Source organism: Arthrobacter sp. 10N44_2 (genome assembly GCF_056394385.1).
Map to the genome: position 1 here is coordinate 95128 of NZ_JBFTHT010000013.1, position 25526 is coordinate 120653.

Below are 25526 nucleotides of genomic sequence, written 5' to 3' on the forward strand. Positions count from 1 at the left end.
GCTGTCTGGAATGCCGGACAAAGGCCACATACCTGCGGCGGGCCTTCCGCCCCTAGCCCGGCCAGCCCCCCGGTGTTCCGATGAATGTGGGCGCCGGCTTCCCCGTGGTATGCCCGGTCATTGGAAACAGCCCGTCGCCGGCTGAGCCCCATGCGGGATGGTTCCGGAGGGAAGGCACAGACGTGGATGCAGCACTGTCGGGCAGGGTCGCCCTGGTTGCCGGGGCCACGCGCGGCGCCGGCCGCGGCACCGCCGTCGCCCTCGGCGAGGCAGGAGCGGTGGTGTACTGCACCGGCCGCACGACCTCCCGCCACCGTTCGGACTACAACCGGCCCGAGACGATCGAGGAGACGTCCGGGCTTGTCAGCACCGCTGGCGGCACTGGAATCGCCATCGAGGTCGATCACCGCCAGGCTGCGGAGGTGGAAGCCCTCGTGCAGCGGATCGACGCCGAGCAGGGCCGCCTGGACATCCTTGTCAACGACATCTGGGGCGGCGAGGACTTCATCGAATGGAACACCCCGCTCTGGGCCCACGATCTGAATGCCGGACTGCAGATGCTCCACCTCGGTCTGGACACCCACCTCATCACAAGCCACTTCGCGCTGCCGCTGCTCACCCGCCGCCCCGGCGGCCTGGTGGTGGAGATGACCGACGGCACCCGCGAGTACAACGCACAGCACTACCGGGTCTCCGTCTTTTACGACCTCGTCAAGACCGCGGTGCTCCGCCTGGCGTTCAGCCAGGCGGAGGAGCTGAGATCCTCCGGCTGCGCGGCGGTGGCGCTGACGCCCGGCTGGATGCGTTCGGAGATGATGCTCGAACACTTTGGCGTCACCGAGGCAAACTGGCGGGAGGCCGCCGGGACGCAGCCGCACTTTGCCGCGATCTCGGAAAGCCCGCTGTTCGTCGGGCGTGCGGTCGCGGCCCTGGCGGCGGACCCCCACGTGCTCAGCCGCACGGGCGGCTCGTATTCGTCCGGCGCGCTGGCCCGCGAGTACGGCTTCACCGACACCGACGGCTCGCAGCCGGACTGCTGGAGGTACCTCGTGGAGGTCCAGGAAGCAGGACTCCACGCCGACGCCTCCGGATACCGCTGACATCCGGCCGTTCCGTGTCACGGACAACCGGCGGCGGGAAAGACTACGATCGGGTTCATGAAGCACACGTGGGAAACTTCCGCGGACGGCATCATGGCTCTTCCGTCCGGCCGGCTCATTCGTGGGCGCGGCCTGCACTATCCGCTTCCGGCCGGGCCGTTTCCCGAGTTCGGCGTGTACCTGCTGGGCAAGCAGCCGCCGCCCGTGGGGTGGGAGTCCCGATGGGTGCCCTGGCCCGACCTTCGGCTGCCGGTCGACCAGCCGGATGCCCTCGAGGCGTTCCGGGAGGCCTGGCGCCGGGCCGAGACCGAACGGGTTGAAGTGGCCTGCTGGCGCGGGATCGGCAGGACCGGCACCGCACTGGCCTGCATCGCGATCCTGGACGGAGTCCCGCCCGGCCAGGCAGTGTCCTACGTCCGCCGCCAGTACCGGCGCCGGACAGTGGAAACCCCCTGGCAGCGGCAGTACGTGACCCGCTTCCGGACCGGAACGCCCTAGGCGGCTCCGCCCAAAACCGTGACGCCGGCCAACCGGCAAGCGGGCTCAAATGATGACGACGGCCTGCCCGCGGAGGTGTCCATCACGCAGGTCCCGGATTGCCGCCGGCGCGTCCGCCAGGGCGTAGCTCTTGCCGATGACCGGGGTCACCGCGCCCGCCTCGATGAGCCCGGTCAGGAACCGGAGGTCCTCCGCCCGCTCTGCAGCCATGACGCCTCTGAGCCGCTGGCCGACAAACACGGAGAGCAGCCCGGCGCCGAGCGAGCGTTGAAATCCGCCCGTCAGCCGCCCTCCGCCTTCCCCGCCGACGATCGCGAGCGTGCCCTTCGGCTTGAGCGCCCGCCGCAGGACGGTGAGCGGGCGGTTGCCGGCGGTGTCCACAATGAGGTCGAATTGCCGGGATCCGTCTGCGAAATCGTCATGTGTGTAGTCGATGACGTGGTCCGCGCCGATGGAGCGGACCAGATCGGTTTTCGCGGTGCTGCACACCCCCGTCACCTGCGCGCCGAACGCCTTGGCGAGCTGTACGGCGTACGCGCCGACACCGCCGGCCGCGCCGATGACGAGGACCTCCTGCCCGGCCTGGATCCTGCCGGCGTTCCGGAGCGCCTGCAGGGCCGTGACGGCCGAGATCGGGACGGCGGCGGCCTGTTCGAAGCTGAGGTTTTTCGGCTTCAGCGCGAGCCGGCCTTCTTTTGCGCACGCGTATTCGGCGAAGGATCCCTCGCAGGTGCCGTACACCTCATCCCCGGTCCGGAAGCCGACGATATTCCGGCCGACAGCCTCCACCCGGCCGGCCACGGCCCGGCCCCGGATCCGGGTCTTCGGTTTCCTGAGCCCGTAGCCGACCACACGGGTCAGGTACGGAAGGCCCGTCATGAGGTGCCAGACGCCCTGGTCGACGCCGGCGGCCCGGACCCGGATCAGCACGTCGTCGTCGCCGGGCACCGGGGCGTCGACGTCGCGCAGTTCCAGCACCTCAACGGAACCGTAAACATCCTGGACGATCGCTTTCATGGTGCTTCTCCTCTGGGTCAGCTCGCCATTCCGTAACCGCATGCGCCGGGCGACACCTTGAATGTGAAGAAATCCTGACATGTTGTCAAGCTCTTTCGCCGCTCCCCCGCCGGTTGGGGTTCGACGGCGGCGGCCGGCTCCGCGCGCGGGGGCGCCGCACAGTCTGAAATCAAAGACACGAAGTTCCCGTGAGACTCCTCACAGCAAGGCCGGACATGGTCTGCTGGATGGCGATCCCCCTCCCAATGACGAGAAGGTATTCGCATGCAACAAGCCCAAACCGCTACGAAGGCGGCTCCTGCCGAGGCCGGCACCGGCAGCGCTGCCACCGCCGTCGGCGCAGCCGTCGACTCCGTACTCAGCCGGGGACTCAACGTCCGCCACATCCGCTTCATGGCGCTGGGCTCGGCGATCGGCACGGGGCTGTTCTACGGCTCCGCCTCCGCCATCCAGAAGGCCGGGCCCGCCGTCTTGTTGGCCTACATGATCGGCGGCGCCGCGGTCTTCATGGTGATGCGCGCCCTCGGCGAGATGGCGGTGCGGCATCCGGTGTCCGGGTCCTTCGGCCAGTACGCGAGCCGCTACCTGGGACCGCTGGCCGGGTTTGTGACCGGTTGGACCTACGTCTTTGAGATGGCGATCGTGGCCATCGCGGATGTCACGGCGTTCAGCATCTACATGGGATTCTGGTTCCCCGGCGTGGAGCGCTGGGTCTGGATTCTGGCCATCATCTTCTTCCTGGCTGCCCTGAACCTGCTCAGCGTCAAGGTGTTCGGCGAGCTGGAATTCTGGTTCTCCCTGATCAAGGTGGCGGCCATCATCGCCATGATCGCGGGCGGGGCGGCGATCATCGTCTTCGGTTTCCAGGCCGGCGGCGCCACCGTGGCACCAGGGCTCGGCAACCTCGTGGACCACGGAGGCCTGTTCCCGAACGGATTCGAAGGACTCCTTGCCTCCTTCGCCGTGGTGATGTTCGCGTTTGGCGGCGTGGAGACCCTCGGCATCACCGCCGGTGAGGCCGCCGATCCGAAAAAGGTCATCCCCAAGGCCGTCAACACCGTGCCCGTCCGGGTCCTGCTGTTCTATGTGCTGACCCTCGGCGTGCTGATGAGCCTGTTTCCGTGGGACGAAATTGGCAGCAACGGCAGCCCTTTCGTGCAGATCTTCAGCGGCCTGGGCATCCCCGCCGCACCCCACATCCTCAACGCCGTGGTGATCACGGCGGCGCTCTCGGCAGTCAACAGCGACATCTTCGGCGCCGGCCGGATCCTCTTCGGCCTGGCCCGGCAGGGCCACGCACCGGCGAGCTTCGGCAAGGTTTCCCGTCACGGGGTGCCGTGGATGACCGTGGTAATGATGACCGGCATCCTGCTGGTGGGGGTGGTGCTGAACGCCGTGATCCCGGAAGACGTCTTCCTGCTGATCGCCTCGATCGCCACCTTCGCGACCGTCTGGGTCTGGGCCATGATCCTGGCCTCCCATGTCGCCATGAAACGCGAGATCGCCCGCAAGTGCCTGCCGGCGTCGGAGTTCCCGTCGCCGTGGTGGCCCGCCGCCTCCATACTGACGATCGCGTTCATGGCCCTGGTGATCGTGATTCTGGGTGCCTTCGAGGACACCCGGGTGGCGCTGTACGTGGGCGCCGCCTGGCTGGGCGTCCTGGTGCTCGCTTACCGCCTCTGGGTCCGCGGCCACGGCCGGGCGCGGGCGGAACTGGTCGACGAAACCGCCCAGCTCCCGCAGGTTCCCGCCGGGCGGTGATGGTGCCTCGCCCCCAAGGGATTAAGACGCTCCCGGGCGGGCCCTCACGGGGTTAGGATCAGGCATGGTCCCCGCCACCAACCTCTTGGCCTTTGCCCTTGCCGCCCTGGTGCTCATCGCCATCCCGGGGCCCAGCGTGCTGTTCGTGATCGGACGGACGTTGGCCCTGGGACGCAGGGGCGGGCTGTTGAGCGTTCTGGGAAACGCGGCCGGAGAGGTGGTGCAGATCGCCGCCGTGGCCCTGGGCGTCGGCGGGGTGCTGGCCCAGTCCCTGCTGCTGTTCAGCGTGGTGAAATTCGCCGGCGCCGCCTATCTGGTCTACCTCGGGATCCAGGCGATCCGGCACCGCGGCGGCGGCGCGGCGACGGCGTCGACCTCGAACCCGGCCTCGACCGCCCGCGTGCTCCGGGAGGGCTTCATCGTCGGCGCGACCAACCCCAAGTCGATTGTGTTCTTCGTGGCCGTGCTTCCCCAGTTCGTGGACTACTCGGCCGGAGCGATTCCTGTGCAGCTCGCCACCTTGGGTGCGGTCTTCCTGCTCATTGCCCTGGTCTCGGACAGCACGTGGTCCCTCGCGGCCGGGACGGCCCGGCACTGGTTTGCCCGCTCCCCCCGGCGGATCGCCGCTCTCAGCACCACCGGCGGCGTGATGATGATCGGGCTGGGCGGCACGCTGGCCCTGACAGGCACCAAGGACTAGCGCGCTGCTCCAGCCGCTCAACTCCAGCAGCACAACGCGGGGTCAATTAGCGCCCATTAATGCCCTCCGAATGGGCCGTAGCTGACCCCGCGTTGGTTTGAGCGGCGACGGGCTACCGCGCGGACCAGCCGCCGTCCATCGTGTAGCTGGCGCCGGTGACCATGCCGGCGTCGTCGGATGCCAGCCACGCCACCAGGGACGCCACTTCCTCGGGCTCCACGAGCCGCTTGACCGCTGATTCGGTCAGCATGATCTTGGCGAGCACCTCGGACTCCGGGATGCCGTGCACCTTGGCCTGGTCCGCGATCTGCGATTCAACCAGGGGCGTGCGGACGTAGCCGGGGTTGATGCAGTTGGAGGTGACCCCGTGCGCCCCGCCTTCGAGGGCCGTCACCTTGCTCAGGCCCTCGAGCCCGTGCTTGGCCGAGACATAGGCGCTCTTGAACGGCGAGGCCCGGAGCCCGTGCACGGAGGACAGGTTGATGATGCGGCCGAAGTTGTTGGCGTACATGTGCGGCAACGCGGCCCGGATCAGCAGGAACGGGGCCTCCAGCATGAGGGTGATGATGCGGCGGAAGTCGGCCGGATCGAACTCCTCGATGGGGCTGATGCGCTGGATTCCGGCGTTGTTCACCAGGATGTCGCAGTCCAGGCTGAGCGTCTGGAGGGATTCGACGTCGAGCAGGTTGACGGCCCACGCGGTGCCGCCGATTTCGTCGGCGAGCGCGGCGGCGGCGGCCTCGTCCCTATCCGCGATCACCACTTTGGCCCCGCGTGCCGCCAGGGCCCGGACGCTCGCCGCGCCGATCCCGCCGGCGCCGCCGGTGACCAGGGCCTTGCGTCCGTTCAGCGTGTTTTCCATAACTCAGCCTTCCGTGTCAAAAATTCGATGAGGCGGCCGGCTCCAGCGTGGCTGGAGCCGGCCCAAAACTCAAGCAGCTCAGCGGGTGGCTGCTACGGGCAGGCCTTCGCGTTCGGCGTCGGCCCGGTCCACGTCCTCCAACGCGATGCCCTTGGTTTCCTTCAGGCTCAGCACTGCGACGGTGGTGATGGCGCAGGCGACCAGCAGGTAGATCGCGGTGGGCAGCCAGGAGCCGGTGTCCTTGAGCCACTGGGTGGCCAGGAGCGGCGCCAGCGAACCGGCGAAGATCGAGGTGACCTGCGAGCCAAGGGAGACCCCGGCGTAGCGCATCCGGGTCGGGAACAGCTCCGACATGAGGGCCGGCTGGCCGGCATACATGAAGGCGTGCAGGCACAGGCCGATCGTGACGGCCAAGACGATGATCACCGGGTTGCGGGTATCGAACATCGGGAAGGCAAAGAACGGCCAGGTGGCACCGGTGACGGCACCGATGAGGTAGACCGGCTTCCGGCCCCAGCTGTCCACGAGGCGCCCGACCTGCGGGATGACCAGGAAGTGGACGACGTGGGCGATCAGCAGGGCCAGCAGCAGCGAGGAGGTGTCGTACTTGTGCACGGACTTCAGGTAGACGATCGCGAAGCTGACCACGAGGTAGTACATGATGTTTTCCGCGAACCGGAGCCCCATGGCCTGCAGGATGCCCTTGGGGTACTTGCGGATGACTTCGCGGACGCCGTAGCTGGCGGACTGATCCTCTTCCAGCTGGGCCTTGGCCTCGAGGAAGATGGGCGATTCGGAGACGTGGGTGCGGATGTAGTAACCGACGAACACGATCACGGCGGAAAGCCAGAACGCCACCCGCCAGCCCCAGCTGAGGAAGTCGGCGGAGCTGAGCACGTTGGACATGATGAACAGGACCAGGGTGGCCAGCAGGTTGCCGACGGGAACGGCGGCCTGGGGCCAGCTGGACCAGAAGCCACGGGACTTGTTGGGGCTGTGCTCGGCGACGAGCAGGACTGCGCCGCCCCATTCGCCGCCGAGGGCAAAGCCCTGGATGAAGCGCAGGAGGACCAGCAGCGCCGGCGCCAGGTAGCCGAGGGTGGCGAAGCCCGGGAGGCAGCCCATCAGGAAGGTGGAGACACCGATGATGATGATGGTGAGCTGCAGGGTGGGCTTGCGGCCGAGCTTGTCGCCGATCTGGCCGAAGACAATGCCGCCCAGGGGGCGGGCCACGAAACCGACGGCGTAGGTCAGGAACGCCTGGATGATGCCGTCCAGTTCGTTGCCCGTGGCGGGGAAGAAGTACTTGCCGAACACCAGGGTGGCGGCGGTGGCGTAGAGGAAGAATTCGTACCACTCGACGACGGTTCCCACCATCGATGCGGCGACGATTTTCTTGAGCCCGGAACCCTTGGATGCGGGTGCTGCGGCGGTTGTTGCAGAGCGTTCGTTTACGCTCATCTGATTCTCCTTAGTGTCCACGGTGACACGCGCTGTGACGCACAGCACTGAAATGGCTTCATTGAGTATTACCGCACATCCACGGCGATTCAATGGCCAAACCAGCACCCGCTATGTGCAGAATTGCAGATATGAACGCCAATCCCGATGACCTGCTGGTCCTGCTCGCAGTCTCCCGTTCGGCGAAATTCACGACGGCGGCACAGACGCTCGGACTGAACCACACCACCGTTTCCCGCCGGATCGCGGCGCTGGAGAAGGCGCTGGGCGGCCGCGTGCTCTCCCGCGCCTCGGGAGGCTGGGAGCTCACCGAGCTCGGTGCCGAGGCCGTTCGGGTGGCCGAGCAGGTCGAGAGCGCCGTGCGCACCCTGGAGCAGCCCGGGCACACCCCGGACCCCATCACCGGCGTCGTACGGATGACCGCGACGGATGGATTCAGCGCCTACATCGCCGCCCCGGCCGTGGCCCGGCTCCGCCGCGACCATCCCGGCCTCAGCGTCGAGATCATCACCGTGACGCGCCGGGCGCTCCAGCAGCGGTCCGGCCTGGACATCGAGGTGGTGGTCGGCGAGCCGCAGGTGCACCGGGCAGAGGCCGCGCGGCTCGGCGAGTACATGCTGGGAATGTACGCCTCCCGCGGCTACCTCGCCGAGTACGGCACCCCGGCCACCGTGGAGGAACTGACGGCCCACTCGCTGGTCTACTTCGTCGATTCGATGCTGCAGGTGGACGATCTGGACGCCCCGCGGCGGCTGGTGCCCACCATGCGGGACGGGCTGAGCTCCACCAACGTCTTCGTCCACGTGGAGGCCACCCGGGCCGGCGCCGGGATTGGGTTCCTGCCCTGTTTCGCGGCCGACCTGCATCCGGACCTGGTCCGGCTCCTGCCGGAGGAATTCGCGGAGCTGCTGCCCTACTGGATGGTGCTCCGGCCCGATTCGATGCGCCGGCCGGCGGTGGCCGCGCTCGTGCAGGCGCTGCGGGAGCAGACCGCGGCGCACCGCGATGCCCTGCTGGGCCGGGGAGCAGCCCCATCGATTGCTCCGTAGCCGCCTCTATAGTGCCGCAAATATAGTGCCGCAAAAGGGCTGCTACGGAGCAGTCGGCGTCCCTGCGCGGGGCCCAGCCGGGGGCTCGGCGGGCGGCTGAGCGAGAACGGGCGGTTCCGCGGCCGGCTCAGCGAGAACGGGCGACTTCGGGTCATGCCGGACGACGGCGCCGGCCGCGAACGCCCGCACCTTTTCGTCGTTCCAGATGTGGGCCGGCACCGCACCGCCGAGCAGGCGCCGCGCGAGGCCGGGGTCGTCGTCGAACGGGACATCGCTGCCGGCCATGACCATGTTGCCGTAGCGCCGGCCCTTCAGCATGGCCGGATCCGCGATGATCACGGTGTAGGCAAAGGCGTCGGCGATGGTGGCGGCGTCCTCGCGGGCATTCTTGAGGTCCGGGGCGTCGCCGGAGTTGACCACATATATCCCGCCGGGGGCCAGGACGCGCTTGGCGTGCTCGATGAATTCCCTGGTGGTCAGCGGCCGCGGGGTCAGCGAGCCGGCGAAGACGTCGCGGATGATCAGGTCCCGGGTCTGCGGGGTCAGGCTCTCGGTGACCTCGCGGGCCTCTCCCACGCGCAGGCGCAGCAACGGCGCCTTGGGCAGGTCGAACCAGCCCCGGACGTAGTCGGCCAGCTTGCCGTCCAGCTCCACCACCACCTGGCGGGCGTCCGGGTAGGCGGCGTGGAAATAGCGCGCCAGTGAGCACGCTCCCCCGCCAAGGTGCAGGGCGCGCAGCTTGGGCCCAGGCTCCCGCGGCCAGCGCGACTCCACCAGGGCTGCCATCCAGCGCATGTACTCGAAGTCGAGGAACAACGGGTCCGCGAGGTCAATGTGCGAGCTCATGACGCCGTTGATGCGCAGGAGCCAGCCGGTGGAATTGTCCTGGTCCGGGATCAGCTCGCAGTCCCCGGTATCGATGTAGTACACCCCGGCCAAAGGACCGGCCGGGCGGGAACCCTTGGGCACTTCCACCACTCCCGGCCCGGCGGTTTGGGCGCCCCGCCCTTTGCCCCGCTTGGCCATCAGCTATCCCCCGCATTGTGCATGTTTCAACCCTAGTTCACCGGCGGCCCCACCGGCGGCCCCGGGCGCGGCCAGCCCGCGGGACCAAAGCCCCTACACATTCCCGGGCCGCAGGGTTCTACTGGGGCTGCACATAGTGCCGGGCGAAGGGGTGCGTCCGACGAGCCGGGAGGAATAATGTCGGCACCCACAGGGCAGCAGGGCGGCACCGTGGCGGTCGGTTACGGCGGGTCCGGGGCCGCCCAACTCGCCGTTCGCTGGGCGGCCGAATACGCGGCCGCGGCCGGGCTGGACCTCCTGGTGATCCACGCCTGGGTCTGGCCGGTTTTCACCAAGAACCTGGGCCCTGTCAAGGGCGTGGCCGGCAGCGGGCTGCGGCATTCCGCGGAAGCCGTCCTCGCCGAGGGCATCGAGCTGGCACGCGGCGCCGCCCGCGAAGCGGCCGGCGGCGCACCGCTGGGGGCCGAGCGCGCCGTTACCGGGCAGGAGCCGGAACGTCCGGGCCCCGCCGTCGACGGCGTCATGGAGGCCGGGCTCCCGGCACCCGTGCTGCGCGACGCCTCCCGGGACGCACGGCTGCTGGTAGTGGGCAGCCGGGGCCTCGGCGCCGTCCTGGGCCAGGTGGCCGGCTCGGTCTGCATCGATCTGGCCGGCTCGGCACCCTGCCCGGTAATGATAATCCGGCGCCCGCGCCGACGGGCCCACCCCGTCGTGGTGGGAGTCGATGCCTCGCCCCGCAGCCCCGCCACGGTGGCCGAGGCCATCCGGTTGGCCAAAGTCCTCGGCGCCCCGCTGCACCTCGTCCACGTCGATCCATTGCGCGGCGGGGCACGGGAAGAGCACGGCCGCCATGCCCTGCTCCACGGCCAGGAGCTGCTCGACCGCGCCATCGACGAGGCCCGCGGGATGGCGCCCGGGCTGGAGGTTACCGGCGCCCTGCGTGAGGGCCATGGGGCCCGGGAGCTCCTCGACGCCGCGGACGACGCCGACGTCCTGGTGCTCGGGACCCACAACCCTGCGGCCGGAGCCGGCAACACGGTCTCCGCCGTGCTGCACAAGGCGCGCTGCAACGTGCTGGTCACCCGCTAGCCGCCGCGAGCGCAACCGATTCGGACCTGCAGACGCTGCAAAGAAGGAGGCCGCGGTGCGAGCATGGCAAGTTGGACTTCCGGGGCCCATGTCCAGCGGCCCCCTCGTGGCCACCGACCGCCCGGATCCTGTGCCGGGACGCGGTGAAGTCCTGCTGAAAGTGCGGGTCTGCGGTGTGTGCCGCACGGACTTGCACCTGGCCGAGGGCGACCTCACGCCGCGGCACGCCGGGGTCATCCCGGGCCACGAGGTAGTGGGTGAGGTGATCGGGCAGGGACCGGGGGCCGCCAGGTTCGGCATCGGCGAACGGGTGGGCGTGGCCTGGCTGGGCGGCACCTGTGGCGCCTGCCGGTTCTGCCTGCGCGGCCAGGAAAACCTCTGTCTGTCCCCCACGTTTACCGGCTGGGACCGCGACGGCGGGTACGCCGAGCTCATCACCGTGGCGGAGAACTTCGCCTACCGGATCCCGGAGACGTTCAGCGATGAGGAGGCTGCGCCGCTCCTGTGTGCAGGCATCATCGGCTACCGGGCCCTGACCCGGGCCGAATTGCCAATCGGCGGACGGCTGGGCATCTATGGGTTCGGCGGCTCCGCGCATCTGGCGGCCCAAATCGCCCTCTACCGGGGTGCCCGCGTGTACGTCATGACCCGGTCCGCGCAGGCTCGCGCGCTGGCCCTGGACCTCGGCGCGACGTTCGCGGGCGGGGCCGAGGAACAACCGCCCGATCCCCTGGATGCCGCGATCCTCTTCGCCCCCGCGGGCGGGCTGGTGCCGGTTGCGCTCCGGGCCCTGGACCGCGGCGGGACGCTCGCCGTCGCGGGCATCCACCTGAGCGATATTCCGCCGCTGCACTACGCCGACGAGCTCTTCGAAGAGCGCCAGCTGCGCAGTGTCACAGCCAACACCAGGGCCGACGGCGAGGAGTTCTTCCGGATCGCCGCCGAGATCCCGCTCCGCCCGACCACTGTGGCCTACCCGTTCGAGGCCGCGGACCGGGCCCTGCGGGACCTGGCGGAGGACCGGATCACCGGAGCGGCCGTGCTGCACATGGACACGACATAGCCCGGAACCATCGCAAGCAAGTCACCACGACAACGCCGGGGACACGCTTCGGCGCGTCAGCCGGGCGTCCCGGCGTCCCGGCGGAACTCGTGCTCCTGGCCCGCCCGGAGCAGCACCTTCTCGACGCCCACCCGCACCAGCACCGGAGCCGCGTCCCCCGGGGCGGCGGACACCCGCAGCAGGTCCGGCCCGAGGTGCACGGACAGCAACTGGTCACGGTAGCGGACCTGGAACTCCACCCGGGACAGCTCGGCCGGCAGCCGCGGGGTGAAGTCCAAGGCGTCCCGGGTGATCCGTAGCCCGGCGAAGCTGCGCTGGACCACGTCGATCGAGCCTGCCATGGCGCCCAAATGGATGCCCGCGCGCGTGGTGCCGCCCTGGGTATCGTCCAGGTCCGTGTCCAAGGCTTCCCGGAATGTCGCCCACGCCCGCTCCGGATCGTGCTGCGCCAGCACCGAGGCATGGGTGACCCGGCTAAGGGTGGAGCCGTGCGCGGTCCGGGCCAGGTAAAAGTCCACGGTGGCCGCGATCTGCGCCGGCTCGACGTCGTAGCCCATCCGGCGCAGAAACCCCAGGAGCTGGTCTTCGCCCAGGACATACAGGAGCATCAGGACGTCCGCCTGTTTGGCCAGCCGATAGTGGTTGGTGGTGTCCCCTTCGGCTTCGAGAATCAGGTCCAGCCGTTCGATGTTGCGGTAGGCGCGGCGGTAGTGATTCCAGTCGAGTTCCCGCAGTGCGCCGTAACCGTCGAACTGGCTGATGATGCCGCCGTCGTGGAAGGGAACGAACATGCGCCGGCTCAGGTGCGCCCAGGCGTCGATTTCCGTGCCCGTGATCCCCAGCCGTGCCCGGAGTTCCTCCATGTCGAAACCCTGTACTGAATGCATGATCCAGACCGCCTGGTCAAATACCCAGGCCGCCATGATGTTGGTGTAGGCGTTATCGTCCAGGCCGCCGCCGGGGTTGCCCGGGGGGCCGGTGTGGTATTCATCCGGGCCCATGACGCCCTTGATGTGGAACCGGTCCTGGGCGGCGTCGTGCTCCGCCAGGGAGACGAACAGCCTGGCGACGTCCACCACAATCTCGGCGCCGTGCCGGGTCAGCCAGCCCCGGTCCTGGGTTGCTTCGAAGTACTGCCAGGCGTTGTAGGCGACCGCCAGTCCGACATGCCGCTGCAGGCGTGAGTAGTCCGGCATCCAGTGCCCGGAGAGCTTGTTGAACAGGAACTTGGGTGTCTGCTCGGTGCCGTCGCTGCCGCTCTGCCACGGAAAAAGCGCGCCGCGCAGCCCGGCCTTCCGGGCCGCGTCCCGCGCGGTTCCCAGCCGCCGCCAGCGGTAGTCAATCAGCTCGCGGGCCACCGCGGGCAGCCGGGAGTTCAGGACCGGCAAGACGAAGAGTTCATCCCAGAAGATGTGCCCCCGGTAGCCTTCCCCGTGGAGCCCCCGGGCCGGGACCCCGGCATCGAGCTCGGCTGTGTGGGTGGTGAGTGTCTGCAGCAGATGGAAAACGTGAAGGTTCAGTATCAGCTGGGCCTGGGACGTGGCATCGGATTCGATGATGAACGGTGCCAGCAGCAGGCGCCATGCCGCGTCGTGGTCCGCCAGCAGCGCGTCGAACTCCTGGGGTGCGCGCGACAGCACCGCGAGCGCCCCTGAGAGTGGCGAGGCGACGGCGTGGTCCCGGGAGGTGGCGACGGCCGCTGCCTTGGTGACCGTGACGGGGATACCGTCAGTGACCTGCAGCTCGAAGCGGTGGCTGTACATCCCTCCTGCCACCTCGGGAATTGCGCCGGCCCCGACGGGCACCCCGCCGCCGGAAATCCGGGTCCGCAGTGCCAGGGCGATCCCGATCCTGCTCCCGGACGTCTGCACCTGAACCGTCAGCTCAGCAGCGTCCGAACCGTCCTCCGACGAGGACACCGCCACCCCTGTCAGGTGCCGGTTGGCCAGTTGGGCGTCCTCGGGCACGTTGGAGTTGGTGACGCCGGTGTCGCAGCCGCTGCGGATGCTGATGGACCCGCTCCACCCGACGGCGGTCAGCGTGGTTTCCAGTGCGGCCAGGTGGGGCTCGGCCATGGACACGAGCCGGCGCTGGAGTACCTGAAGCTGCCGTCCGGCGTCGTCCGCCACGAGTGCTTCCCGGCTCAGCAGGGCCCGCTTGAGGTCCAGGGTGCGCCGCTCGCTGCGGAGCGTCAGGCCGCCGCCGGACCACCACGCACCGTCGCCCACCCGGACATCCAGCGGCAGCCAGTCCGGGATGTTAACCATGTGCTCATCCACGGTTTCTACGCCCTGGACGACGCTCGCAAGGCTGTTGTAGACGCCCGCAAGGTAGCTGCCGGGATAGTGGGCGTCCCCCGCGCGGTGTTCCGGGGCGGCGCCGCGGGTGGCGAGGTAGCCGTTGCCGAGCGTGGTCAGCGCCTCCCGGTGCCCTTCGTGGGCGGGATCGAAACCCTCGTACACCAGCAGCCACGGGTGCGTAATGACCAGCCCGATGTCCAGTTCGCTGACGTCTTCAACCACGACGTCGGCGCCTGCGGCTTCCAGCGCAGCCCGCCGCCCGGCCCGGTCGAGGCCGACCACGAGCCCGAATCCCCCACGTCGCCCGGCTTCCACGCCGGCTGCGGCGTCGGCGATCACCATGGCCCGGGCGGGGGTGATCTCCAGCCGGCGCACGGCTTCGAGGACCAAAGCCGGCGCCGGCATTCCGGCGACATCGTGGTCCAGGGCCGTCTGGCCATCCACGATGTGGTCAAAGACCTCGCCAAGGCCCGCGGCGGCCACGATCGCGGCGGCGTTCCGGCTGGAGGTGGCGAGGACCACGGGGATCCGCCCGGCCCGGAGCCGCTCGAGCAGCGCCACGGTGCCGGGGAAAACGGGCACGGGCCGGCCCGCGAGCATGGCTTCGAAAATTCCGTTCTGGCGCTGCGCGAGTCCGAACGCCGTCCACTCGTCCGGGCCGTCCGCGGGCGAGCCGCGGGGAATGGGGACCCCGCGCGAGGCCAGGAATGCGGCCACGCCGTCCTCCCAGGTCCGGCCCTCGATCCAGCGTGCGAAGTCATCGTCCGTGAAGGGCGCGCGCCTCGCGTCCGCGGGAAGCCGGGGGTCCGTCATGACGTCGTCAAAGAGTTGTTTCCAGGCTGCCGCGCGGAGCTCGCCGGTATCGGTCACGACGCCGTCGAGGTCAAAGATCACGGCATCGACGGGAGCCAGCGCGGCGGCAACTGTGGGCGACTCCGTCATGGCCCTGTCCTATCAGCGATCGGTGCGCCGCGACAGTGGCGTTGGGCCCGCCCTTAGCCCAGGAGTGCGTCGAGGGTGGTGAAGCCATAGCCGGCCTGGCGGATGCGGCTGATCAGCTGGGGCAGGGCAGCGGCGTCCAGCGTGGTGCCGTCGTCGGGGTTGGAGCCGATGTGCATCAGGACAATTTCCCCCGGCTGCAGGCCCGCCAGGACGCGGTCCGCGACGAGCTGCGCCGTCGCTCCGCCGCTGGTGCCTTTCCAGCCCAGGGTGTCGACGCTCCAGCGCACCGGAAGGTAGCCGAGGTTGTTGACGGTGGCGATGGTCCTGGCGTCGCGGTCGCCGAGGGGAAACCGGAAGAGCGGCCGCGGGTCAGCCCCGGCCGCCCGGATGGCCTGTTCGGCCGATCGGACCTGGTCCTTGATGCCGGCGTCGGGCAGCCCGGTGAAGGCCGGATGGGTCATGGAATGGTTGCCCACCCGGTGCCCGCCGGCGACGATCGCCGCCACGCTTCCGGGGTTCGCGGCGGCCCAGCTGCCGGTAAGGAAGAACGTGGCCCGTACGTCCGCGGCTGCGAGACTCTGCAGGATGCTCGGCAGTCCGGCAGCGTTGGCGCCGGCGTCGAAGGTCAGGGCCACTACGGTCCCGGCGCCCGGGATGGTCTCGACGTCGTGGCCGGCGAGCGCGGCGGGGAACCGCGCCGCGGGGGGCACGGGAGCGGGAGCCGTCGGTGCCCGGCTCGGCGGGGGGACGGGAACCGGCTCGGCCGGAACTGGCCCGCTGGTGTCCGGGGCCGGCGATGCCGAGGTCGGTTCAGGGGACGGGGAGGCAGGGGGCGCGGCCCCGGAGGCACTTGCGCTGACGGGTCCGGATACCGGTGCGGTGACGGGCGCAGATGGGGGCGGTGACGCCGTCGGCGCCGCCTGAAGCAGCACGACCGCGGCACCGGCGGCCAGAAGCAGCGCAACCACCACGGCCGCGATCACCAACAGCCGGCGGCGGCCCGCGGTCATGGACCCCATGTTTCACCTTGGCACCACGCACTACGGCAGGCTAGGGCTCAAAGGCCCCGCCCGTGCCGCAGCCTAGGAGGCCGCCGGAATCAGGCCGTCCGCACGGTACCGGTCGAACAGCTGCAGGAATGCGTCTTCCGTGCGGCGGTACCCGGTGAAACCGGCAAGCCGGCTCTTGCTCATGTCCGTGACCACCTCGAGATTCCGGCCCAGGTCGCCGTCCGTGTGCCACCAGGAGGCGACCTGCGCGAGGTCGGGTTCGGCCAGCCCATGGCGGGCGGCGATGGCCGACCACACGCCTTCCATGCCGCGCATTTGCTGCCCCAACGGCCGCGGTTCGTTGCTGTAACCTACCGGCTCGACCCCGAAGTAGTCGGCCAGCGCAGGCCACATGCGCCGCCAGCGGAAGACATCGCCGTTGACGATGTTGTAGGCCTGGTCGCCAACGTTGTCCGCTGTGGCCGCCCAGATCATGTGGTCCGCCAGCAGTCCGCTGTCGGTCATGTCCGTGAGGCTGTTCCACTGCGTCTCGGAGCCCGGGAAGATGAACGGTTGGCCCAGGTCCTTACAGATGGATGCCTGAACGGCGAGGGTGAGCCCCATGTTCATGGCGTTCCCGACCGCATGTCCGATCACCGTATGCGCCCGGTGCACGGACCAGCCAAAGCCCTGCTTCGCGGCCGCAGCCCACAACTCGTCTTCCTGGGCGTAGTAGAAGTTCGGCGTCGGCAGCCTCGGCTCGCTCTCCCGAAAGGGGGTGTCCGGCATTTCCCCGGCCGCATACGCCTCAAACGGGCCCAGATAGTGCTTCAGCCCGGTCATGAGGGCCACGTGCTTCACAGGCTTGCCGTTGAGGCTGGCGAGGACGTCCCGCAGCATGCCCGCGTTTGTGTCGATGTTCTCTTGCTCGGTCTTCCGCCTGGACCAGGCGGTGTAGAACACATGGGTGGGCGAAACACCTGCCAGGGCCTCGCGCAGGTTCTCCACGGATGTCAGGTCCGCGCTCACATGGCGCACGTCACGGCGGCGAAGGGGATTGCGGGAGAGCCCCACCACGTCCCAGCCCTCCTCGGCGAGCCTGTCCACCAAGGCGGATCCGGCAATTCCGCTTGCCCCCACCACCAGGGCGGTCCGGGTGTCGACGGTCTCTGAACTGCTTCGCACGTCATTCCTCCTGGCATCGCTTGTGCTGCGCCGCGCCCATTGCATGTATCGGGTCCCTGCGCGCCGGCCCGCTTGATCGGGACGGATGCTCTTCCAGCCTCTCATGCCGGCGTCCGGGGACGGTCCGGGAGGCCGTCCCCGGCAAGCCGGGCGCGGCCGCGCAGTAGGATTCAGGGAGACGCCAAAACTGATACGAAGCTAAGGCGGAACATCCGTGAAATTCGTACTCCGGTATCCGCTCGTGGCCGGGACCCTCGTCGTCCTGCTGGCGGTGCTGGTCTTGCTGTTCTCCGGGCAGGAAGGCATAGCCCGGGCCGCTGCGAGCGTCTATGCCCTGGCCGTGGCGGCCTACCTCGCCGTCGGGATGGCGCGCCGGCTCGCAGGCGGCCAGTTCGGCATCGACATCCTGGCCGTCACCGCAATCGTCAGCACCGTGCTGGTGGGCGAGTACGTCGCCTCGATGATCGTCGTACTCATGCTCGCGGGCGGCACTGCCCTTGAGGACTACGCCGCCGGCAGGGCCAAGGGCGAACTCACCGCATTGCTTGAACGCGTCCCGCAGACGGCCCATCGGGAGCGCAACGGCTCTGCCGCCGCCGGAACCCACACAGCCGGAACCCCAACGGAGAGCCAACACGAGGACGTGGCGGCCGCCGACGTCGAGATCGGGGACGTCCTGCTGGTCAGGCCCGGCGAGGTGGTCCCGCTGGACGGCGTCCTGCTCTCCGAGTCCGGCTCTTTCGATGAGTCATCGCTCACCGGGGAGAGCCTGCCGGTGGAGCGGTCCGCCGGGGACGGGCTCATGAGCGGTTCGCTGAACGGTGAGGCCGCGGTCCGGATGCGGGTCACGGCGCGCATGGAGGATTCGCAGTACAGCCGGATCGTCGCCCTCGTGCAGGAGGCGGCGGACAGCAAGGCGCCCATGGTCCGGCTCGCTGACCGCTATGCCGTGCCGTTCACGGCCCTCGCGTACGTGCTCGGCGCCGTGGGCTGGATCATCAGCGGCAGCCCGGAACGCTTCGCGGAGGTCCTCGTGGTGGCCACGCCGTGCCCCCTGCTGATCGCCGCGCCGGTGGCGTTCCTCGGCGGCATGAGCCGCGCCGCGCACTCCGGTGTCATCGTCAAGTACGCCGGGGTGCTGGAACAGCTGAGCCGGATCAAGACGGCCGCCTTCGACAAGACAGGAACCCTCACGTACGGCCGCCCGTCCCTGCTGCGTATCCGGACCGCCGGGCCCCTCGCAGAGGACGAGGTCCTGCAGTTGGCGGCGTCCGCGGAACAGTATTCCTCACATGTCCTGGCCGCCTCGGTGATGGAGGCCGCCCGGAACCGGGCCCTGCCCTTCGCGGCCGCCACCGAAGCCACCGAATTCGCCACCCACGGGGTCCGCGCCAGGTTCGACGGCCAGGACGTGGTGGTGGGCAAGCCCGCGTTCGTCGCAGAGTGGGCGTCCGGCGTGGTGGAGGCGGGGCTGGCCAGCGGAGAGCTCGCCATCTACGTCGGTGCCGGCGGAAAATTCGTGGGCGCCCTGGTGATGAGCGATCCCATCCGCAAAGAGACCCGCCGCACCCTCGCCGACCTCAAAGCCCTGGGCGTACGCCGAACGGTCATGCTGACCGGTGACGCGCTCGCCACGGCCCGGCACATCGCGGACGAGGCAGGGCTCACCGACGTCCGCGCCGAATGCCTGCCGCGGGACAAGGTCGAGGCCATCAGGTCGCTGCCGGACCGTCCGGTCATGATGGTCGGCGACGGCGTCAACGATGCCCCCGTCCTGGCGGTCGCCGACGTCGGAATCGCCATGGGCGCCCGCGGCTCGACGGCGGCCGGCGAGTCGGCCGACGTCGTGATCATCCTCGATGACCTCTCCAAGGTGGGGACCGCCGTCCGGATCGGTCAACGCACCGTGCAGGTGGCCCTGCAGAGCATCTGGATCGGCATCGGCCTGAGCGTGGCCCTCATGCTGGCCGCGGCCGCGGGCTACGTGCCGGCCATCGCCGGCGCCCTGTCCCAGGAACTGGTGGACCTCGCCACGATCCTCAATGCCCTGCGTTCACTCGGCCCCGGCCGCCACGGCGCCGCCAGCCCGGTGCGGTCCCGGGAAAGCGCGCGGCAGGCCCCGCTACCGGGATGACTATTTCCTGGCTGACTCAGTCTCCGCTGCCGCGATCCGCGGCACCGTCTTGAGGTAGCTGTCCGGGTTCAGGGAGATCGAGTCGATCCCTTCGCGCACCAGGAACGCGGCGAACTCCGGGTGGTTGCTCGGTCCCTGCCCGCAAATGCCGATCTTGATCCCGGCGGCGTGGGCCTTGCGGATGGCCTCGCTGATCATCGCCATCACGGCCTCGTCCCGCTCATCGAAGAGCGCCGCGAGCTGGCCGGAGTCACGGTCCACACCCAGGACCAGCTGGGTGAGGTCGTTGGAGCCGATCGAGAACCCGTCGAAGCGCGTCGCGAACTTCTCGGCCAGGACCACGTTGGACGGGATTTCGCACATCATGTACACCTGCAGCCCGTTGCTGCCGCGGACCAAACCATGCTCGGCCATCACGGCCAGGACCTTGTCCGCCTCCTGCGGCGTGCGGCAAAACGGCACCATGACAATCACGTTGGTGAACCCGAGCTTCTCGCGGACCCGTTTGAGCGCGGCGCATTCGAGCGCGAACCCCTCACGGTAACGGGGGTCGTAGTAGCGCGAGGCGCCGCGGAACCCGAGCATGGGATTCTCTTCCGGTTCCTCGAAGGCGCCACCGCCGAGCAGGTGGGCGTATTCGTTGGTCTTGAAGTCGCTGAGCCGGACAATCACGGGGCGCGGATAATACGGCGCGGCGATCTTGGCGACCCCCAGCGACAGGGCGTCCACGAAGTACTCGGCCGGGTCCGCATACCCCTGCGCCAGCTCCCGGATCTGGCGCGCCTCGGCGGGATCCGTGACCCGTTCCGGGTGGACAAGCGCCATGGGATGGACACGGATCAGGCTGCTGATGATGAATTCCATCCGGGCAAGCCCGACGCCGTCCGCCGGCAGCCGCCACCACTGGAAGGCCGCGGCCGGGCTGGCGATGTTGACCATGACGGCCGTGCGCGTCGCAGGCAGCGCACCGAGGTCCACATCTTCGGTTTCGAACGCCAGGGTGCCGTCGTAGACCCGGCCCAGATCACCTTCGGCGCAGGAGATCGTCACGGACCGGCCCTCGGCCAGGACTGCCGTGGCGTTGCCGGTTCCGACGACGGCGGGGACACCCAGCTCTCGGCTGACAATCGCCGCGTGGCTCGTGGGGCCGCCGTGGTCCGTGACGATCCCGGCTGCCCGTTTCATGATGGGCACCCAGTCCGGGTCGGTCATTTCGGTCACGAGGATGGCGCCGTCGCGGAACGCCGCGATGTCCGCCGCGGTCCGGATGACGCAGGCCGTGCCGTGCGCAATCGAGTCGCCGATGGCCGATCCGGTGGCGAGCACGGGCCCCTGTTCCCGCAGGTGGTGGATGGTGAACTGCGGCCCGGTCCGGCGTGACTGGACCGTCTCGGGCCGGGCCTGGACCATGAAGAGTTCCCCGGTCTCGCCGTCCCGGGCCCATTCCATGTCCATGGGCCGGCCGTAGTGGTTTTCGACCGTGACGGCCCAGCGGGCGAGGGCGAGGATCTCGGCGTCGCCCAGCACGAAGGCCCGGCGCTCGGCCTCCGAGGTGTCCACCATCCGGGTGCGGGCGCTCCCGCCGCGGCTGTAGACCATCTTCCGGGCCTTGGAGCCGAGGGATTTCTCGATGATCGGGGTGATGCCCTCCGCGGCCGCGGACTCTGTCAGGAGCGGCTTGAAGACCAGGTACTTGTCCGGATTGATGGTGCCCTGGACGACGGTTTCGCCGAGGCCCCAGGCCGCGCTGATGACGGCGGCGCGGGGAAAGCCCGAGTCGGTATCGATGGAGAACATCACCCCGGACGCCCCGACGTCGGAGCGCACCATCCGCTGGACGCCGATCGAGAGGGCGACGTCCATGTGGTCGAAGCCCTTGACCTCGCGGTAGCTGATGGCCCGGTCCGTGAAGAGTGAGGCGTAACAGCGGCGGCAGGCGTCCAGCAGTTCCCGCTCACCCGCAATGTTCAGGAAGGTCTCCTGCTGCCCGGCGAAGCTCGCGTCCGGGAGATCCTCCGCCGTCGCGCTGCTGCGCACCGCCACGGCGAGCCCGTCCAGGCCGGCCCGGTCCCCCAGCGTCCGGTAGTGGGCGCGGATGGCTTCGGCGATGTCGCCGGGGAACTCGCTGGCCAGGAACAGGTCCCGGATGGCCTCGCCGGTGGCGCGCAGCGTGGCGTCCCCGGCCCGGTAGGCGGCAATACGCGATCGCATGGCGGCGTCGATCCCGTTGGCCGCGACGAACGAGCGGTACGCGGCGGCTGTGGTGGCGAACCCGTCAGGAACCCGTATCCCCTCGCGTTGGAGGGTCCGGATGAGCTCGCCGAGCGAGGCGTTCTTCCCGCCGACCCGCGGGACGTCGGCCATGCCGATCTCGTCAAACCACATCACGGGCGATTCAGCCATGTCAGCACTCCTGCGGATTGTCGGTGGACCCATACTGCGCGGGACCGGTGTCCCGGGGTCAGGGGCTTTGGACCCGCGCGCCGCCGCCGGCTACTGTGCCGCCTGGCGGAAAGCCTCCTGTTCCCGCGCCGGGCCCGGCGCCGCCGGCGGAACCAGCCCGGCGGCGGCGGACGGTCTTGTACAGCCAGTCGGCGAGCAGGACGGCAGGGACGGCGGCCAGCGCCACCGCCAGGCCTCCCGGCGTCGGCGGCGCGTGGCCCAGCAGCGCCGCCAACGGCCCGAGGAACAGGAACACGCACAGCAGCCCCAGCTCGGCCAGCACGGCCCACAGCAGCAGCCTGTTGGTAAACCAGCCCAGCCGCCAGGGCGGGACGGTGGCGCTGCGGCAGGCGAAGGCGTTCGCCAGCTGGGCCAGGACAACCGTGGTGAAGGCCGCGCCGGACGCCGCCAGGAGCACGTCGCTAGCCGGCAGCTCGGCGCCGGGCCGCCACCCCGCACCGAGCAGAACCACCGTAAACGCCGTCATCTCCATCAGCGCCTCGACCGGTCCCAGCAGCCCAAACACCCGAAACATGAGGGCGCGGTCCATCAGGTGCCGGCGCTCGGGCGGCCGCTTCAGCGTCCCCTTGCTTGGCGCCTCGCTGCCCAGGGCCAGGGCGGGCAGCAGGTCCGTGCCGATGTCCAGGGCGAGGATCTGCAGCACGCCCAGCGCCAGTGGGAAGTGGCCGCCGGACAAGGCCCAGATAACGAAGGGCGTGAGCTCGGCGACGTTGTCCGTCAGGTGGTACGTCAGGAAGCGCCGGATGTTCGCGTAGGTGGCACGGCCCTGCTCCACCGCGGCCATGATCGTGGCGAAGTCGTCGTCCAGCAGCACGAGGTCGGCGGCCTCACGGGCGACGTCGGTGCCGCTGCGTCCCATCGCGACCCCGATGTCGGCCTGCTGCAGCGCCGGGCCGTCGTTGACGCCGTCGCCGGTCATCGCCAGGACATGCCCGCGGCCCTGCAGGAGCCGGGCCACGCGGAGCTTCTGTTCCGGCGTCACCCGGCTTACCACCACTCCGTCGCAGTCCAGCAGTGCGGCCAGGACGGCGTCATCGCCGGGCAGGTCCCCTCCCTGCAGCACGGTTTCCGTGGGGCCGAGCAGCCCCGTCTCCCGGGCGATGGCGGCGGCGGTGAAGGCGTGGTCGCCTGTCACCATCGCCACTTTGATTCCTGCGTCGCGGGCCGCTTGGAGTGCCACTTTCACCTCGGTCCGGGGAGGATCGTGCAGGCCCATCAGGCCCAGCAGCGTCAGCCCGGCCTCGACGTCCTCCAGCTTGAACGCGGCGCCGGGCGGCCCGGGCAGGCTGCGCTGGGCGACGGCGAGTACCCGCAGGCCACGGGCGGCCATCTCGTCAACCATGTCCATTGCGCGGTTCGGGCCGGGATCAGAAGCCCCGCCTCCGGTGGCCAGACACAGCGGAATCACGGACTCCGGGGCCCCCTTCACGAAGAGGGCGGTGCCGACGATTGCCGACTCCCGCAGCCGGCGGGAGTCGAACGCGAACCGGTGCGACGGCGTCGGCCATTCCGGCTGCTCACCCGGAAGGGCGAGGCGGACGGCGAGCGCGTCGATGGCCGCCTCCATCGGGTCCCCCTCGGCTATCCAGCGGTCTTCGTGGAGGACGGCGCGCCCCACCGAGGCGGCGCGGGCAGCGACACTGAGCCGCCGGGCTTCTTGAAGGCCGCCGCCCGTCATCTCGGCTTCGGGGCCGTAGCCCTGGCCATTGATGGTCAGCAGCCCGGCCGGGGTCCAGACCTCGACGACGTTCATCCGGTTCTGCGTCAGGGTTCCGGTCTTGTCGGTGCAGATGAAGGTCGTGGAGCCGAGGGTCTCCACGGCTTGGAGGTTGCGCACGAGGGCGTTGCGCCTGGACATGCGCTGCGCGCCGACGGCCAGGGAGAGCGTGACGGTCGGCAGCAGGCCCTCGGGGACCAGCGCGACGGCCACCCCGATGGCGAACAGGAAGGCGTCGCGCCAGGAAATGCCAATCACGAGCGAGAGGACGAAGAACAGGGCGCCGATGCCCAGGGCCATGGTGGCGGTGATGCGGACGATTCTTTGCAGTTCCAGCGACAGCGGGCTGGTGGGGGCTTCGACTTTACCTGTCAGGGATGCGATCTCCGCGAGCCGGGTCTGGCCGCCCGTCACCGAGACCACGCCTTCGGCGTGGCCGTTGACCAGGAAGGTCCCGCCGAAGGCGGTGTCGCCGGGGGTTTTGGCGACTGCCTCGCTTTCGCCCGTGAGCATGGACTCGTCCACCTCGCAGCCGGTGGCCAGGGCCAGCCGGAGGTCCGCCGGAACGCGGTCGCCGGCCACCAGCACCACGACGTCGTCCGGCACCAGTTCGGTGGAGTGGACCTTGATGACGCGGCCGTCCCGGCGGACTGACACCATGGCCGGGAGCAGTTCGCGGAGCTTGGCGGCGGCATGCTGGGCCCGCTCCTGCTGGATGTAGGCGAACACCCCGTTGACCAGGATCACCGCCACGATGGCGATGCCCAGTTCCGGCATGCCGGCAATGATCGCGAAGAGGGCCGCCACCCAGAGCATGATCGCGAAGAAATGGGTCAGCTCAGCCAAGAGCCTCCGCCAGCCGGGGACCGGACGGGGCTCGGGCAGTTTGTTGGCACCGAATTGCTTCAACCGCCGGGCAGCTTCGTCGGCGCTGAGTCCGGCGACGGCTGACAGCGAGTCCTGCCCCGGCCCGGGATTCACCCCCGCGCTCCGCCCCTCACGGGCACTGCAGACCGCCGGCCGCCGCCGTCGAAATCGCCGGACAGCTGCGGGATCGCCGGAACTTTCCGGCGGTGTGGCGCGGATCCGGCGAACTCGGGGGTAGGGGGCGGCGTCACGTGCGTTAGTCTTCGGCGGCGCTGATCCCGAACTCGCTCTTGAGCCGCACGCGGGCGCCGCGCTCAACCAGTGTGGGTATGTAGGTCCGGATCCGGCCTGCGTTCAGGGCATCGAATTCCTCGCCGACGATCCCGGCGATGTGCCTCCGCGGTACGTGCGGAAACCTGGCAGCCAGACGCTCGACAACCTGATCAATGCTGGGTTCTTTCGCATCGTCCCTCACTTCTTCAGTGTGGAGCGGCCTGGTCCCGGCGTCAATGAATCTTCAGCTGGCAGGCGGCAGCAGGTGGCCCAGGCTCCGCAGGTAGGTGCCAAAGCCGTGGGGCGCCCGGGCATGGGTCCGGCCGGAGGTCATGACCCTGATGCTGTCCGTCGCGGTGACCGTAAAGGCGCGGCTGCGGAGGCTGTGCACCAGGGTCCGGTCTTCTTCGGACGTGACCCGGGCGAACCCTCCGGCGGCAAGATAGGCGGAAGCCCGGACCCCGAAATTCGCGCCATAGATATGGGGGTGGTCCTCGCGGAAGGGGTGGCGTTCGTGCCAGCGCCGGAGCAGCTCAGGGTCCATCCCGGCGGGGTCGGGTTCCACGGAACCCAGCACGGCGTCGGCCCCGGCCTCGGCGAACTCCAGTTGGCGCACCAGCCAGTTCTCCGGCACCCGGGAATCGGCGTCGGTGTTGGCCAGCCAGGTCCGGCCGGCCCAGGGCGGCGGCGTCCAGCGCTGGCCGGGCGGCCGCCGCCGGGTCACGCCGATGCCGGAGGCCCGGACGCCAGCGGCCCGGCTGGCGCCGGCGCTGTGGTAGCTGACCTCCAATGCGCTGAAACGCGGGTCCGAGGCTGCGAAGCCGGCCATGACGGCGGCGGAACCGTCCGTGCAGCTGTCCAGCACCACCGTCACCCGGGTCTCGACGTCGGACCGGACCCTGCGCAGTGCGTCCGCGGACCGCTGAACGGCCTCCAACGCCAGTTCCAGGTGGTCTTCTTCGTTGTTTGCGGGCATGACGACGGCGACCCGGTCGATGCGGTGCCCGCGCGGCAACGGCAGCGCCGTCAT

The 25526-nt window shown here is 69.6% G+C and carries 19 protein-coding genes; 8 read left to right on the forward strand and 11 right to left on the reverse strand.

Annotated elements, in window-relative coordinates; genetic code table 11:
• Positions 1–182 precede the first annotated feature (182 nt).
• Together AC1DBX_RS14570 and AC1DBX_RS14575 are read left to right on the forward strand one after the other, a co-directional pair.
• A complete protein-coding gene (locus AC1DBX_RS14570; protein WP_476932056.1) occupies positions 183–1100 on the forward strand; it encodes an SDR family oxidoreductase in 918 nt (305 codons plus the stop codon).
• Between the two features lie 57 nt (positions 1101–1157).
• On the forward strand, positions 1158–1598 hold the full coding sequence (locus AC1DBX_RS14575; RefSeq protein ID WP_230007227.1) for a protein-tyrosine phosphatase family protein: 441 nt from the start codon (positions 1158–1160) through the stop codon (positions 1596–1598).
• 45 nt (positions 1599–1643) lie between these two features.
• On the opposite strand, the gene AC1DBX_RS14580 is transcribed toward AC1DBX_RS14575, so the two are convergent.
• Positions 1644–2615, reverse strand: coding sequence for an NAD(P)-dependent alcohol dehydrogenase (locus AC1DBX_RS14580; RefSeq protein WP_230007226.1), 972 nt, complete (start codon positions 2613–2615; stop codon positions 1644–1646).
• Positions 2616–2879: 264 nt separating this feature from the next.
• Between AC1DBX_RS14580 and AC1DBX_RS14585 the strand changes: the two genes are divergently transcribed.
• Together AC1DBX_RS14585 and AC1DBX_RS14590 are read left to right on the forward strand one after the other, a co-directional pair.
• Positions 2880–4376: an amino acid permease gene (locus AC1DBX_RS14585; RefSeq protein ID WP_230007225.1), complete on the forward strand. Its 1497-nt coding sequence runs from the start codon at positions 2880–2882 to the stop codon at positions 4374–4376.
• A gap of 64 nt (positions 4377–4440) precedes the next feature.
• Positions 4441–5076, forward strand: coding sequence for a LysE family translocator (locus AC1DBX_RS14590; protein ID WP_476932057.1), 636 nt, complete (start codon positions 4441–4443; stop codon positions 5074–5076).
• Between the two features lie 112 nt (positions 5077–5188).
• Here the strand turns inward: AC1DBX_RS14590 and AC1DBX_RS14595 are convergent, their stop codons facing one another.
• Both AC1DBX_RS14595 and AC1DBX_RS14600 read right to left on the reverse strand, forming a co-directional pair.
• Positions 5189–5938, reverse strand: coding sequence for a 3-hydroxybutyrate dehydrogenase (locus tag AC1DBX_RS14595; RefSeq protein WP_223914617.1), 750 nt, complete (start codon positions 5936–5938; stop codon positions 5189–5191).
• A gap of 78 nt (positions 5939–6016) precedes the next feature.
• Positions 6017–7399, reverse strand: coding sequence for an MFS transporter (locus tag AC1DBX_RS14600; protein WP_223914618.1), 1383 nt, complete (start codon positions 7397–7399; stop codon positions 6017–6019).
• A 131-nt stretch (positions 7400–7530) separates the two neighbouring features.
• Here AC1DBX_RS14600 and AC1DBX_RS14605 point away from each other — a divergent pair, with 131 nt between their 5' ends.
• Positions 7531–8448, forward strand: a complete 918-nt coding sequence (locus AC1DBX_RS14605) for a LysR family transcriptional regulator (protein ID WP_028277129.1) — start codon at positions 7531–7533, stop codon at positions 8446–8448.
• Between the two features lie 42 nt (positions 8449–8490).
• Here AC1DBX_RS14605 and AC1DBX_RS14610 read toward each other — a convergent pair whose 3' ends face one another.
• Positions 8491–9474, reverse strand: coding sequence for a spermidine synthase (locus tag AC1DBX_RS14610; protein ID WP_476932058.1), 984 nt, complete (start codon positions 9472–9474; stop codon positions 8491–8493).
• Between the two features lie 177 nt (positions 9475–9651).
• On the opposite strand from AC1DBX_RS14610, the gene AC1DBX_RS14615 reads away from it, so the two are divergent.
• Together AC1DBX_RS14615 and AC1DBX_RS14620 are read left to right on the forward strand one after the other, a co-directional pair.
• Positions 9652–10563 (forward strand): universal stress protein, encoded by a 912-nt coding sequence (locus AC1DBX_RS14615; RefSeq protein WP_476849841.1) that lies wholly within the window; start codon positions 9652–9654, stop codon positions 10561–10563.
• A 55-nt stretch (positions 10564–10618) separates the two neighbouring features.
• Positions 10619–11626 carry a zinc-dependent alcohol dehydrogenase family protein gene (locus AC1DBX_RS14620; protein ID WP_476849842.1) on the forward strand — a complete coding sequence of 336 codons (1008 nt, stop codon included), beginning with the start codon at positions 10619–10621 and terminating at the stop codon, positions 11624–11626.
• A 56-nt stretch (positions 11627–11682) separates the two neighbouring features.
• Here AC1DBX_RS14620 and AC1DBX_RS14625 read toward each other — a convergent pair whose 3' ends face one another.
• From AC1DBX_RS14625 to AC1DBX_RS14635, 3 genes are all read right to left on the reverse strand, one after another.
• Positions 11683–14868, reverse strand: a complete 3186-nt coding sequence (locus AC1DBX_RS14625) for an HAD family hydrolase (RefSeq protein WP_476932059.1) — start codon at positions 14866–14868, stop codon at positions 11683–11685.
• Between the two features lie 53 nt (positions 14869–14921).
• Positions 14922–15878, reverse strand: coding sequence for a polysaccharide deacetylase family protein (locus tag AC1DBX_RS14630; RefSeq protein WP_476932060.1), 957 nt, complete (start codon positions 15876–15878; stop codon positions 14922–14924).
• A 72-nt stretch (positions 15879–15950) separates the two neighbouring features.
• Positions 15951–17042 carry an SDR family oxidoreductase gene (locus AC1DBX_RS14635; protein ID WP_476932061.1) on the reverse strand — a complete coding sequence of 364 codons (1092 nt, stop codon included), beginning with the start codon at positions 17040–17042 and terminating at the stop codon, positions 15951–15953.
• A 214-nt stretch (positions 17043–17256) separates the two neighbouring features.
• On the opposite strand from AC1DBX_RS14635, the gene AC1DBX_RS14640 reads away from it, so the two are divergent.
• Positions 17257–19176, forward strand: coding sequence for a heavy metal translocating P-type ATPase (locus AC1DBX_RS14640; protein ID WP_476873278.1), 1920 nt, complete (start codon positions 17257–17259; stop codon positions 19174–19176).
• Here AC1DBX_RS14640 and ppsA read toward each other — a convergent pair whose 3' ends face one another.
• The 4 genes from ppsA to AC1DBX_RS14660 form a co-directional block, all read right to left on the reverse strand.
• Positions 19177–21579: a phosphoenolpyruvate synthase gene (gene ppsA / locus AC1DBX_RS14645; protein ID WP_476932062.1), complete on the reverse strand. Its 2403-nt coding sequence runs from the start codon at positions 21577–21579 to the stop codon at positions 19177–19179.
• Between the two features lie 58 nt (positions 21580–21637).
• Positions 21638–24337, reverse strand: coding sequence for a cation-translocating P-type ATPase (locus AC1DBX_RS14650; protein WP_476932063.1), 2700 nt, complete (start codon positions 24335–24337; stop codon positions 21638–21640).
• Between the two features lie 142 nt (positions 24338–24479).
• A complete protein-coding gene (locus AC1DBX_RS14655) occupies positions 24480–24698 on the reverse strand; it encodes a three-helix bundle dimerization domain-containing protein (protein WP_476932064.1) in 219 nt (72 codons plus the stop codon).
• A 42-nt stretch (positions 24699–24740) separates the two neighbouring features.
• Positions 24741–25526, reverse strand: a complete 786-nt coding sequence (locus AC1DBX_RS14660; protein WP_230010083.1) for a glycosyltransferase family 2 protein — start codon at positions 25524–25526, stop codon at positions 24741–24743.

Excerpts from the sequence above, each read along its gene's own strand:
- AC1DBX_RS14575 (WP_230007227.1), top strand. The coding sequence starts at position 1,158 with ATGAAGCACACGTGGGAAACTTCCGCGGACGGCATCATGGCTCTTCCG.
- AC1DBX_RS14580 (WP_230007226.1), bottom strand. The coding sequence starts at position 2,615 with ATGAAAGCGATCGTCCAGGATGTTTACGGTTCCGTTGAGGTGCTGGAA.
- AC1DBX_RS14585 (WP_230007225.1), top strand. The coding sequence starts at position 2,880 with ATGCAACAAGCCCAAACCGCTACGAAGGCGGCTCCTGCCGAGGCCGGC.
- AC1DBX_RS14590 (WP_476932057.1), top strand. The coding sequence starts at position 4,441 with ATGGTCCCCGCCACCAACCTCTTGGCCTTTGCCCTTGCCGCCCTGGTG.
- AC1DBX_RS14595 (WP_223914617.1), bottom strand. The coding sequence starts at position 5,938 with ATGGAAAACACGCTGAACGGACGCAAGGCCCTGGTCACCGGCGGCGCC.
- AC1DBX_RS14600 (WP_223914618.1), bottom strand. The coding sequence starts at position 7,399 with ATGAGCGTAAACGAACGCTCTGCAACAACCGCCGCAGCACCCGCATCC.
- AC1DBX_RS14605 (WP_028277129.1), top strand. The coding sequence starts at position 7,531 with ATGAACGCCAATCCCGATGACCTGCTGGTCCTGCTCGCAGTCTCCCGT.
- AC1DBX_RS14610 (WP_476932058.1), bottom strand. The coding sequence starts at position 9,474 with ATGGCCAAGCGGGGCAAAGGGCGGGGCGCCCAAACCGCCGGGCCGGGA.
- AC1DBX_RS14615 (WP_476849841.1), top strand. The coding sequence starts at position 9,652 with ATGTCGGCACCCACAGGGCAGCAGGGCGGCACCGTGGCGGTCGGTTAC.
- AC1DBX_RS14625 (WP_476932059.1), bottom strand. The coding sequence starts at position 14,868 with ATGACGGAGTCGCCCACAGTTGCCGCCGCGCTGGCTCCCGTCGATGCC.
- AC1DBX_RS14630 (WP_476932060.1), bottom strand. The coding sequence starts at position 15,878 with ATGACCGCGGGCCGCCGCCGGCTGTTGGTGATCGCGGCCGTGGTGGTT.
- ppsA (WP_476932062.1), bottom strand. The coding sequence starts at position 21,579 with ATGGCTGAATCGCCCGTGATGTGGTTTGACGAGATCGGCATGGCCGAC.
- AC1DBX_RS14660 (WP_230010083.1), bottom strand. The coding sequence starts at position 25,526 with ATGACGGCGCTGCCGTTGCCGCGCGGGCACCGCATCGACCGGGTCGCC.